Consider the following 12916-nt stretch of genomic DNA (forward strand, 5'->3'; position numbering starts at 1 on the left):
GAGTCAGGGGCGATGTCATGAGCACAGATCCGACCGGCGCTGACTGCGCCACCGATATCGCGATCATCGGGATCGGCCTGCGCTTTCCCGACGCCACGACCATCGAGGAGTTCCGCGCCAACCTGCTGGCCGGACGAGATTCGGTGCGCCCCATGCCCGCAGCGCGACAGGCCGCGACCGGCCTGGACCAGGACGCGGCGCAGCTGCCGATGGGCTCGCTCGACGAGATCGACCGGTTCGACCACGCGTACTTCGGCCTGTCCCGGCGCGAGGCCACCGTGATGGATCCGCAGCAGCGCATCGCACTAACGCTGGCCGTCGCCGCGATATCGGATGCGGGATATGCGGTGTCGACGCTGAGCAAGCACACCACCGCGGTCGTGTTGAGCGCGCCCGCACCGGAGTATCAGGGGCTGACCACCGAACCCGGGCCGCTCGGCCTGCTCGGCAACCTGCCCTTCGGTACGCCCGCCCGGATCGCGCACCTGCTCGACCTCGACGGGCTCTGCTTCGCCATTGACAGCGGGTGTAACAGTTCCCTGGTCGCGGTCCATCAGGCCTGTCGTGAGATCACCTCCGGCGCAGCCGAATACGCGCTCGCCGGTGGATTCGGCCTGCACGTGGATGGCTGCGCGGCGGGTAACGCGCAGAGCTTCGCCGAGATCGTCTCGACCGGCGGCCGGTGCCGGGCGTTCGACGCCGCCGCGGACGGGACCGCGCTGGGGGAGGGCGGTGCCGTGCTGTTGCTGACGACGGTCGGCCGCGCGCAGGCGGAGCGGGCGCCGATCCACGCGGTCATCCGGGGCAGTGCCGTGCGGCACAACGGCCGGAACGCGGCGACGATCAGCACGCCGAGCGCGGCCGGACAGGCGCGGGTGATCGCCGCCGCGTGGCAGGCGGCCGGGGCATCGATCCGCGACGCCGGATATCTGGAGGCGCACGGTTCGGGGACGCGGCTGGGCGACGCGATCGAGCTGGAGGGTCTCGCGGCGGTGCTTGGCGACGCCGAAACACCGGGAACCGCCGCGTCGCTGCCCATCGGCTCGGTGAAGACGAACATCGGCCACCTCGATCACGCGGCCGGTATCGCCGGGCTGGTGAAGGCGGTGCTCAGCGTGTCACACGCAGAGCTGTACCCGTCGCTGCACTTCGACCGGCCCACCGGCGATGTCGATCTCGCGGCGGTAGGCGTCGAGGTGCTGACGGCGGCCAGGCCGTGGCCTGCCGGGACACCACGGCTGGCCGGGGTGAGCTCCTTCAGTCTCGGTGGTAGCAACGCGCATTGCGTCGTTTCCGGTCCGCCTGTGCGGCAATCCCGCAGTGCGACAACAGATCACGCCGTGCGGCTCGTCGGTGTCTCGGCCCGGAGCGAACCCGCACTGGTCGAACTCTGCGCCACGCTGGCGAGCGCCTTGTCCGACGATGCGCCCGACCTCGCCGACGTCGCTTTCACCCTCACCCGTGGCCGCGACCATGACGCGCATCGGTTCGCGGTGCCCGCGCGAACCGTCCCGGAACTGGCGCAGTCGCTGGCCAGGCGCGCCGATCGGCCCGGTCCTGACGCACCCGCGCGGCCGGCACCGGCGGTGGTGCTGCTGATGTCCCCGGACGGGCTGCCCGCCGGTGTGCGTGCCGCGGCGCTGCCGGACCGGTTGCCCGCGTCGGGTCACGTCGCGGAGCTGCTGGCGCGGCAGATCGCGGCGCACGAGCTGCTGCGCGCGGCCGGGATCGAGTTCGCGGCGATCCTCAGCGCCGGGTCGTGCCGGTATGCGGCGCGGTATCTGCTCGGCGCCGACACCGCGGCCGACCCGGCCGATCTGGCTGTCCTCGACACGTCGATCGACGTGGCACGGTTGCGGGAAACGGCGCGGTCGCTGCTCGCCAGCGGGCCGGTGGTGTTCGTGGAGCCGAGCCCCGACGGCAGGCTCGGCGCGTTGCTGCGCACCGAGCCGGACGCGCAAGTGCTTGTCGCCGAACCGGAGTCGAGCGGTCTGCTCGACATCCTTGCCGAGTTGTACGAGCGCGGCATCGACCTCGACTGGTCCGCGCTCGGCGTTCGAGCCGGTGCCCGCATACGGCTACCCGGACACCCGATGCAGGGCGTGCGCTGCTGGGTCGACCGGCCGCGGCCACCGAGCGGCGGGCATCCGACAGTGCTTGTGCCGGAGCGAGTTACGGCAGCGAGCGCCGATCCCGTCGACTGGTTGCGCGCCACCCTGCGGGAACTGCTCGACGCCGAATCCGAGATCGCCGCGGACGCAAACTATTTCGAGCTGGGCGGTAACTCGATCATCGCCGGGCAACTCATCGACCGGATCGATCGCGCGTTCGGCTTCCGGCCGAAGATGCTCGATGTCTACGAACGGCCGGAGATCGCCGATCTCGCGGAGTTGATCGGCGCGGGAACGGCCACCGGTTCCGCCGCCGGGACGGCCCATGGACGCATCGCGCCGGTCGACGTCGAGCCGGTGCTGTCGTTCGGCCAGGAGCGCATGTGGTTCCACGCGCAATTCGACGCCGGGACAACGCTGTACAACTATCCCGTGGTCGCGCTGCTGCGCGGGCCGATAGACGTCGACGCGATCCGGGGCACCATCGTCGACCTGATCGACCGGCACGAGACGCTGCGCTACAACTTCGCCGAGCGCGACGGCGTCGCGGTGCTGCGCATCCGCGCCGACCTCGGCGAGTTCTTCCGCCACGTCGATGTGTCCGCGGCGCCCGACCCCGTCGCCGCGGCCCGCGAGCTGGTCCGAACCTCCGCGTGCACGCCCTTCGACCTGGCCGCCGACCCGCTGCTGCGGGTGCTGGTGATCGAGCTCGGCCCCGGCGAACACGTCCTGCAGGTCACCTGCCACCACGCCGTCACCGACGGTGCGACGCCGGCCATCCTGAGCAAGGAGGTGCCGGAGCTGTACGCCGCGCGCCTGGCGGGTCGTCCGCATCGGCTCGAACCGCTACAGGCCAGGTATCGCGACTACGCGTGGTGGCAGCGCCGACGTCTCGCGGGCACCGAGCTGGACCACGAACTGCGCTACTGGACCGACACCCTGCGCGGCGCGCCCGCACTGCGGCTGCCCACCGACTTTCCGCGGCCGCCACGCAAGACCTTCGTCGGCGATCTGCACCCGTTCACGATTCCGCTGGAGCTGCTCAGCGAACTGCGGGCGCTCGCCAAGCGGGAGTCGGCGTCGCTGTACATCGTGCTGCTCACGGGCCTGTATCTGCTGCTGGCCAGGTACAGCGGACAGCGCGACATCGTCGTCGGCACGCCGACCACCGGGCGGACCCGGCCCGAATTCGAGGGTGTCATCGGCTATTTCAACAGCACGGTGGCGCTGCGCGCGGACCTGACCGGCGAACCGACACTGCCCGCCCTGCTCGAACGGGTACGGGCCGTCGTGTTCGGCGCGCTGGAGCACCAGGAGATCCCCTTCGACCGGGTCGTCGGTGCGCTCGTCGCCGATCGCGACCTCAGCCGGACGCCGCTGTTCGATGTCGCCTACGTGCATCAGGAGGTGCCGCCGTACTACACCGGCGAGGCCCTCGCGGTCTTCGATGCCGAGCACTCGCCGGGCAACGCATTCGGTGGATTGCCCGCGGGCACAGCGAAATTCGACCTCACGTTCGTCACCTACGACCAGTCGGGCGCGGATGCCAGCTGCTGCATCGAGTTCAGCACCGAGCTGTTCACCGCGGCGACCGTTGCCCGAATGGGCGAGGTGTATCTCGAAATCCTCGCCAGGATGGTCGGGCCGCAAGCGCCGTCGATCGCCGAGTTCCTGCGCGGCTCAGGCGTTCCCGTTTCGCGGTCGGCTGTACCACTGTCTGTTGATCGTGCTGCGAACGAAATCGACTGGTCCAGTACGGAATTCGTGGAGCAGACGATCGATGCCGAGGTGGCGTCCGCGCTGCTCGCGGCGGACGGCGGCCTCGACCCCGTACTGCTGAGCGCCTGGGCCGCACTGCTGGCGTGGTATTCCGGTGTGGACCACCTAGATATAGGCCTCGGCGAGACGGTCATTCAACTGGACCTGGCCGACATACCCACCAGCCGCGCACTGATCGAACGTACGCGCCACGTGATCGCGGGAGCCGACAGCGCACGCACCGGCTGCGCGGTGCACTACTTCGGCGAACAGGTGCCCGGCGGTCGACCTCGGCCGGGCGTGGAACTCGGCTTGTCATGGCGGCGATCGGCCGCCACCTCGGTGACGCTGGTCCTGCAGTTCGCGGCCGAGCGGCAACCGCGCGCGACCGCCCTGGCCATGGCCGCCGATCTCGCGAGATTTGTTGCCGCGCTGGACGATCGGCCCGACGACCCGGTCTACGACGTGGCCGCCGATGTCACGGCGGTGCCGGAGGAGGTATCGACATGGTGACCGAAGGACCCGTCGGCGTGGTCGGCGCGGGCACCATGGGCAGCGGGATCGCCCAGTGCCTGGCGCAGGCCGGCTACCCGGTACTGGTGGTGGAGCCGAATCCGGTGGCGCTCGACCGGGCCCGCGCCCGGGTGGCGGAGTCGCTGCGGTTGGCCGTGCTGCTGCGCGGCCCAGGCAAGAACAGCGCGATCTCGGAGACGACGGCCCGGATCGAATGGTCTGCGGACCCGGGCGTGCTGCGGCCCGCGACCTTCGTCATCGAATGCGTCACCGAACGGGTCGAGCTGAAGGAGGCGGTCTTCGCCGAGCTGGACCGGCACTGTGCCGCGGACACGGTGCTCGCGTCCTGCACCTCGGCGATCCCCGTAACCCGCCTCGGCGCGCGAGTCACCCACGCCGAGCGGGTGATCGGCCTGCACTTCATGAACCCCGCACCGCTGACCGAGATGGTGGAGGTGATCGTCGCGCCGCAGACCGCGCCGAACACCCTGGAGCGATCGCTGAGTCTGATTGCGGCACTGGACAAAAGCGCGATCGTGGTCGGCGATCGTCCCGGCTTCGTGCTGAACCGGGTTTTGATGCTGCTGATCGGTGCGGCCGCGGCGGGCCTCGACACCGACACCGACGCGGAAACCGTGGACGCGCTGTTCGAAGGATGTCTCGGGCATCGCATGGGGCCGTTGCGGACGGCGGATCTGATCGGGCTCGACAACGTGGCCGACACGATCGCGGTGCTGCGCACGGAAACCGGCGACGACCGTTACCGGGTCCCGCCGCAGCTCAGCCGGTTGGTCGAGGCCGGGCATCTCGGCCGTAAGACGGGTCGGGGCTTCCATGTCTATCGATGAGCTGAACTACACAGCGACCGGGGCGTGGGCCGAGGATCGAGCATTCTGGGCGCGGCTACTGGCCGACGTGCCCGCACCCGGATCTCCTGCGGCTGAACCGATTCGCGCCGCGCCCGGCTACCAGTGGTTGCCGCTGGGTCAACTGGACGAATACCGGCATCTCGTGCGGGTCAGCGGCGGGGACCCGGCCGCGCTGGTACTGGCCGCACTCGCGGTGTACGAGTACCGCCGGACGAATGCGGCCGAGATCGTCGTCGGCTGGTGCGACGGTGACACCCGGCCGGTGCCGGTCACCCTCACCGCGCAAATGAGCTTCTACCGGGTGGCAAAGCAGGTCGGCGTGCTGTTGCGCCGGTGCAGGCGGCATCGGTACCTGCCCGAGTTCGACGATCCGTGGCCGCACCGACACGAGCGGGCCTGGCAGATCGCGTGCCGAAAGACGGACGGGGCCTGGGAGATCGCGCTGCCCGATGCCGATCACCGCCGGTTCCGCCGGGTGTTCGACGCGCTGCTGTGCGAGCCGGGCGCGGCCGTCGGCGTCATCGACGTGGTGGCCGAACCGGAGCGGACCCGGCTGCTCGAGTGGGGTGGGGCCGCTCCCGGGTCGGATTGCCCCGCGAACACGGTGCCGGAGTTGTTCCGCCGCCGATCCGATCGGACGCCGGATGCGGTGGCCGTGATCGATGCGGACACGACGCTGACCTACGCGGAGCTGGACCGGGAGTCGAATCGCTGGGCGCGCCTGCTGATCAGCGCCGGAGCCGGACCGGAAGTGGTCGTTGCGTTACTGCTGCCGCGGTCCACGGACCTGGTGGTGCTGCTGCTCGCGGTGGCGAAGGTCGGCGCGGTGTACTTGCCGATCGATCCCGAATATCCGCACGCACGCATCGAATTCATGCTCGCCGACGCCGCCGCGCGACTGGTCGTCACGTCGTGCGCGGGTCGTGATCTGCTCGGCGCCGACCTGCCGCTGGTGGTCATCGATGACCCCGGTGTCTCGGCCGCGTATGAGGACGACACGGATCTCCGACAGCGGGTGGATCCCCGCAACGCGCTGTACGTGGTGTACACCTCGGGATCCACCGGTACGCCGAAGGGCGTGGTGGTCACCCACGCGGGCGTGGCGAATCTTGTGTCCGATCGGCTGGCCGCCAAGGCCGGCCGCCGGGTGCTGGTGCATTCACCGATGGTCGTCGACGCGTTCACCTTTGAACTGTGGGCGCCGCTGCTCGGCGGTGGTACCGCGGTGCTCGCGCCACCCGGTCGGCTCGACGCGGCCACGCTCGGCCATATCGTTGCGGCACAGCACATCACGACGCTCTTCCTCACCACCCGGCTGTTCGAACTGCTCGTCGCGGAGCAGCCGGAGATCTTCGACACCGTCGACGAGGTGCTGGTCGGCGGCGAGGCCGTGCCCGCCGAGCCGTTCTCGCGCGCCTTGTCGAGAGGCCGCACACGGTTGACCAATGGCTACGGGCCTACCGAGACAACGACATTCGCGACCGTCAGCACGTTCACGCCAGGTATAACCATCGACCAGCACACGGTGCCGATCGGTCGTCCACTGCGTGGTGTGGCAGTTTTCGTGCTCGGCAGCGGCCTGGCCCTGGCTTCGGTCGGCGCGGTGGGGGAGCTGTACGTGTCGGGCGCCGGTGTGAGCCGGGGATATGTGGGCGGCGCCGGTGCGACGGCGGCCCGGTTCGTGGCCCATCCGTTCGGTACCGGGGAGCGGTTGTACCGCACCGGCGATGTGGTGCGGTGGAATTCGGCGGGGATACTCGAATTCATCGGCCGGGTGGACGGTCAAGTGAAGGTGCGCGGGTTCCGGGTGGAGCTCGGCGAGGTGGAGGCCGTACTCCGGTCGCATCCGTCGGTGCGCCACACCGTGGTGGTGTTGCGGGCCGGTACGGGCCTGGTGGGTTACGTGGTGCCGGCCAGCGGTGTAAGCGCTGCGGAGTTGCGAGATTTCGTCGCGGCGCGGGTGCCGGAGTTCATGGTTCCGGTGGCTTTCGTTGTGCTGGACAGTTTTCCGCTGACGGTGAACGGCAAGCTGGACCGTGCGAGCTTGCCGGAGCCCGAATTGTCCTCCGGCACTGCGTATCGGGCACCGGTAACCGAGCTGGAAAGGGTGCTGACCGACGTATTCGCCGACGTGCTCGGTCTGCCCAGGGTCGGCGCCGACGACAATTTCTTCGAGCTCGGCGGCGACAGCATCTCCTCGATCCAGCTGGTCAGCCGATCCCGAGCCGTCGGTGTGTCGTTCACGCCGCAGGACGTCTTCGCCCATCGGACCCCCGGTGCGCTGGCCGCCATCGCAACGCCCGTCACGGACGCGAGTTCGACCCGCGCGGATGAGGGGGTCGAGGTGGCGTTGAGCCGGCGCCAGCGCGAACATCTCGACCAGCGCCACCCCGGTGGGATCGAAGACATCCTGCCGCTCACTCCGCTGCAGGACGGGCTGATGTTCCACGCGGCGGCCGGTGGTCCCGACCTCTATGTCGTGCAACTCGACGTGCAGCTGGCAGGCCGACTGGATCCCGCGCTGCTGCGGGCGTCGGTGCGGCTGCTCACCGATCGACACCCCGGTCTGCGTGCGGTTTTCGAGCACGACGGGCTCGAACGGCCGGTGCAGGTCATCGTCCGGCGCGCGGAAGTGCCATGGCGGCAGGTCGATCTGAGCGCTGCGGACGAGGCCGCGCAGCGGCAGGAGCTGGCACGGTTGCGGGCCGCCGAGCAGGCCGACGGATTCGACCTGGCGACCGGCCCCCTGCTGCGGTGGCTGCTGGTCGACCTGTCCGCTCATCGGCATCGGCTGATCCTGACCAGCCACCATATTCTCTGGGACGGTTGGTCGGTTCCGGTGTTGCTGGGTGAGCTGCTCGCGATCTACGCCGCGAACGCGGACACCAGCGGGCTCGCCCCCGTCCTCCAGCCGCGGGCATTCTGCACGTGGCTGGCCGCGCAGGATCGGGCCGCGGCAACGGCGGCATGGCGCGCGGTGCTCGACGGGGTCACCGGGCCGACCCTGCTCGCCGGGAGCGCGACTGCCGCGGACCGCACCGCGGCGCGTGCGGTCGTCGAAACGACGATGCCGGAGGCGGTGACGACAGGGCTCGGCGCGCTCGCGCAGCGGTGCGGCACCACCCTCAACACGGTGCTGCAGGCGACGTGGGGGATGGTGCTGGCCCAGCTGACCGGCCGCGACGACGTGATCTTCGGAACGCCGGTGTCGGGTCGCCCGCCGCACCTGCCCGGGGTGGAGACGGCCATCGGCCTGTTCATCAATACGGTGCCGGTCCGGGTCCGCCTCGACGCCGATATCGCGGTCAGCGAGCTGCTCGCGCGACTGCACGCCGATCAGATGCGGCTGCTCGACCATCACCACCTCGGACTGAGCGAGATCGGAGGCTTGGTCGGTCACAGCGAATTGTTCGACACGCTCCTGACTTTCGAGAATTACCCGATCGATCGGGAGTCGTTCGACCTTCCCGGCACCGAACTGGCGCTGGTCGGCGTGGACGGTGCCGACGCAACCCACTATGCGCTGGACATCAGGGTGATCCCCGGAGCCCGACTCGGCGTGCGGATCGGCTTTCGTACCAACGCTTTCGAGCCGAGCACGGTCGACGCGATCGTGGCGCGCTGGCAGCGGCTGATCGTGACGGTGACGGCCGACCCCGATATCGAGGTACGTGCGGTCGATCTGCTCGGGCCGGGCGAGCGGGAACTGTTGCTGCGGTGGGGCGGCCAGGTCGACGAAGGAGCCGACGCCGCGGCGACGATCCCGGAAACCCTTGCGGGCCAAGTGCGCCGGACACCGAACGCGGTGGCGCTGGCCTTCGGCGACACCGCGCTGACCTACGCGCAGCTGGATCGGGAGTCGAACCGGGTGGCGCACAGCTTGCTCGAGCGCGGGGTCGGACCGGAGACGACGGTGGCGGTGTTGTCGGCGCGCTCACCGAATCTGATCGTCTGGCTGCTCGCCATCTGGAAGGCCGGTGGCTGCTACCTGCCCATCGACCCCGAATATCCCTCCGCACGTATCGAGTTCATGGTCGCCGACGCACGTCCGGTGCTCATGGTGACCACGGTCGACTTGCTCGAGACCGTCCGCGAATGCGGTGTGCCGGTGCTGACGCTCGACGACCCGCGGACCGTGCGCAGCGTACTGGAGCAGGACCCCGGTCCGGTGACCGACCGCAGCCGGGCTCGACCGCTGCGCCCGGCCGACGCCGCCTATCTGATCTACACGTCGGGTTCCACCGGCAGTCCCAAAGGTGTGGTCGGCACGCACGGCGGGCTCGTCCACCGGCTGGCGGCGCTGCAACACGAATACCGGCTCGCCGCTGACGATGTGGTGCTGCAGAAGACGCCGACGACCTTCGACGTCTCGCTGCTGGAGATCCTCTGGCCGCTGCAGATCGGCGCGAGCGTGCTGGTGGCGGCGGCACTGGCGCACCGTGACCCGGCGCGCCTGGCCGAGACGATCCGTACCGGCGGCGTGACGACGGTGCATTTCGTGCCGTCGATGCTCGCGGAGTTCATCGAGTTGCCCGAGGCGGCCCGATGCCGTTCGCTGCGCAGGATATTCGCCTCGGGCGAGGCACTGCCCGCGCACGTCGCCGGGCGCGTGCTGGAGCGCAGCGGTGCTCGGCTGTACAACCTGTACGGCCCGACCGAGACGACGGTAGAGGTGACCTGTCACGAGGTCACGGCGGCCGATCCGGACTCGGTGCCGATCGGCAGGCCGGTGGGCGGGGTCGTGCTCCGGGTGCTGGACGCTCGGCTGCGGTTGGTGGCGGTCGGTGTGCCTGGGGAGCTGTATGTCTCGGGTTCCGGTGTGGCCCAGGGATATTCGGGGCGGCCTGGATTGACAGCGTCGCGATTCGTCGCCGATCCGTACGGTCGCGGCGGAGCGCGGGCGTATGCCACCGGCGATGTGGTGCGCTGGCGGACGGATGGCCGGTTGGAGTTCCTCGGCCGGGCCGATGATCAGATCCAGCTGCGCGGCTTGCGGATCGAGCCGGGGGAGATCGAAGTCGCACTGGCGCAGCATCCTTCGGTGCGTCGCGCCGTGGTCACCTTCCGAAACGGGGCCGGTGGTGCGCGGTTGGTCGGCTACGTCACCACCACCGAGACTGATACCGATGCGGCGGTGTTGCGTTCGTTCCTGTCGTCGCGGCTGCCCAGGCAGTTGGTGCCCGCCGCGATCGTGGTGCTCGACCAATTCCCGGTGTCGCCGAGTGGCAAGATGGAACGCCGGGCGCTGCCGGAACCCGAATTCGCCGCCGGTGCGGTGTATCGGGCGCCGCGTACCGAATTGGAAGTCGTGATCGCTCGTGTATTCGCGGCGGTACTCGGCGTCGACCGCGTCGGGTTGGACGACGACTTCTTCGACCTCGGCGGGCACTCGCTGCTGCTGATACCGCTGGTCGATCAACTCCGTGCGGCGACCCGCTGCGAGATCGACGTGTCGCAGCTGTTCGACCATTCGCGGGTGGTCGAGCTGGCGGAATTCCTTGTTCGCGGAACGGATCTCGGCAACAGTCGCCGATTCGCCGATGACGTCGTGTTGGCCGATGATATTCAGCCCGGTGGTAATCGTGCCGCGACAACACTCGAACGCGTCCTGGTGACGGGCGCGACCGGATTTTTGGGATCACACCTGGTCGGGCAACTGCTCGCGCAGACAGACGCCGACATCTACTGTCTCGTCCGCGCACCAACGTCCGAGATCGGTCATCGCCGGGTCGAAGACGCGATGCGGCGCTACGGCGCAGGGCCGCGTATCGGCTCGGATCGAATCCGAATCGTGCTGGGCGACTTGAGCGCCCGTGATCTCGGGCTGACCCCGCGACAGTTCGCCGACCTCGCCGCATCCGTCGATGCGATCGTGCATAGCGGTGCCCGGACCAACCACATCGCGACCTACGGACATCTGTACGAGTCCAATGTCGCCTCGCTCGAGTACCTGCTGCGGCTCGCGGTCACCGAGCGGCTCAAGCCGTTGCACTTCGTGTCGACGGCATCGGTGCTCGGCGACGCGGGTCTGCCCACGGCTGATCAGGTCCCGCACTCGGGCTACCTGCAGACGAAATGGGTTGGCGAGCAGATACTCCGGATCGCCCGCGCCCGCGGTATTCCGGTCTCGATCTATCGGCCCGGCTTGATCGGCGGCGATACCGAATCCGGTGCGGGCCGGAGCGACGATGCCTTCTGGAATCTGATCCGAGCCTGCGTTGCCCTCGAAAAGATCCCGGCGGGAATGGAATCCGGGGTGGTGGCCATGGCCCCGGTCGATCTGGTGGCGCGATCCCTGGTGCGCGCGGTGCTGGAGCCGACGAGCATCGGCGCGGATCACGATCTCCATGCCGAGCATGCGGTATCGATCGTGGATCTGCGCGCCGAGCTGGATCGGAACGGTTTTCCGCTGCGCGTGGTGCCGCCCGCCGAGTTCGCCGAATCACTGGACCGTTCTTCGGCCGAGCAATCGGCGCGAGGAGAACACGATTTGACGCGGGCGCGCCTGATCTCGAGCACGTTGCCCCCGGGTCCGGCGCTCGGGCCAGTGAGGCTGGGATCCGAACGGATCGGGCGAGACGTCTTACGGAAATACATCGATCACTACGTGCGTAGCGGATTCTTCGCGAGGGTGGCCGATGGCTCGAACAATGCTGCTGGACAGCGGTATTCGCGGAGGAGGAGTGCGGATGATGTCGAGTGATCCTGCGGTGGTCGCGGACGGTCTGCGAAAACACTACGGCGCCAGGAAAGCCCTGGACGGTTTTGATCTCGTCGTGCCGCAGGGCACCGTCTGTGGCCTGCTCGGCCCCAACGGTGCGGGCAAATCGACCTCGGTGCGAATTCTCGCGACGCTGCTGCGCTTCGACGGCGGACAGGCCAGGGTGGCCGGCTACGACGTCGTCCGCCAGGCCGGCCTGGTGCGTAGCCGAATCGGGCTGGTCGGCCAGCATCCGGCGCTCGACGAGGTGCTCAGCGGCAGCCAGAACCTGATCATGTTCGGCCGGTTGTTCCATCTGTCCCCGCGGGCGGCCACGCGGCGCGCGGCCGAGCTGCTCGACCAGTTCGACTTGGCCGATACCGGCGACAAACCGGTCAAGGCCTACTCCGGCGGTATGCGGCGCCGGCTCGACCTCGCGGCGAGCATGATCCTGTCACCGGCGGTGCTGTTCCTGGACGAGCCGACCGTCGGCCTCGATCCGCGCGGCCGCAACGAGGTGTGGCAGGCCGTGCGCAACCTCGTCGCGATGGGCACCACCATGCTGCTGACCACCCAGTACCTGGACGAGGCCGATCAGCTGGCGAACCGGATCAATGTCATCGACGCGGGCAAGGTCATCGCCGAAGGCACCCCGAACGAGCTCAAGTCCCGGATCGGCGGCGACCGCATCGAATTCGTGGTGCACGGCCGTTTCCAGATCGCGGCGGCCGCCGCGGCTGTAGCCCGGCTCGGCACCGCGGATCCGGTGCTCGATCTCGACACCAGGCAGGTGAGTCTGCCGGTCGCCGACAAGGCGAGTGCGCTGTCCGCGGCGGTCCGAGCCTTGGACGAGGCGGGCATCCAGTTCGACGACCTCATGCTGCGGCGCCCCACCCTGGACGAAGTCTTCCTGCACCTCACCAGCCATGCCGAACAGGTGGTGACCGCATGAGGGATCAGCGCGG

4 protein-coding genes are annotated in these 12916 nt (G+C 69.2%); all 4 read left to right on the forward strand.

The window, feature by feature from the left end:
* The first annotated feature begins 17 nt into the window (after nucleotides 1–17).
* The 4 genes from IBX18_RS19535 to IBX18_RS19550 are packed head-to-tail and all read left to right on the forward strand — an operon-like array spanning nucleotide 18 to nucleotide 12903.
* Entirely contained in the window at nucleotides 18–4382 is a 4365-nt protein-coding gene (locus tag IBX18_RS19535; RefSeq protein ID WP_194835068.1) for a condensation domain-containing protein, read from the forward strand.
* The gene (locus tag IBX18_RS19540; RefSeq protein WP_373889213.1) at nucleotides 4379–5230 is read left to right on the forward strand and encodes a 3-hydroxyacyl-CoA dehydrogenase family protein; all 852 of its coding nucleotides are present in this window, start codon (nucleotides 4379–4381) and stop codon (nucleotides 5228–5230) included. The genes IBX18_RS19535 and IBX18_RS19540 overlap by 4 nt, the downstream gene beginning before the upstream one ends.
* Nucleotides 5217–11954, forward strand: coding sequence for a non-ribosomal peptide synthetase (locus IBX18_RS19545; protein WP_194835070.1), 6738 nt, complete (start codon nucleotides 5217–5219; stop codon nucleotides 11952–11954). Before IBX18_RS19540 ends, IBX18_RS19545 begins: the two co-directional genes overlap by 14 nt.
* Nucleotides 11941–12903: an ATP-binding cassette domain-containing protein gene (locus IBX18_RS19550; RefSeq protein ID WP_194835071.1), complete on the forward strand. Its 963-nt coding sequence runs from the start codon at nucleotides 11941–11943 to the stop codon at nucleotides 12901–12903. Before IBX18_RS19545 ends, IBX18_RS19550 begins: the two co-directional genes overlap by 14 nt.
* The last annotated feature ends 13 nt before the right edge of the window (nucleotides 12904–12916 follow it).

Origin of the sequence: Nocardia sp. XZ_19_369 (assembly GCF_015355715.1) — a bacterium.
Classification (GTDB): domain Bacteria; phylum Actinomycetota; class Actinomycetes; order Mycobacteriales; family Mycobacteriaceae; genus Nocardia.

Excerpts from the sequence above, each read along its gene's own strand:
- IBX18_RS19535 (WP_194835068.1), top strand. The coding sequence starts at position 18 with ATGAGCACAGATCCGACCGGCGCTGACTGCGCCACCGATATCGCGATC.
- IBX18_RS19545 (WP_194835070.1), top strand. The coding sequence starts at position 5,217 with ATGTCTATCGATGAGCTGAACTACACAGCGACCGGGGCGTGGGCCGAG.
- IBX18_RS19550 (WP_194835071.1), top strand. The coding sequence starts at position 11,941 with ATGATGTCGAGTGATCCTGCGGTGGTCGCGGACGGTCTGCGAAAACAC.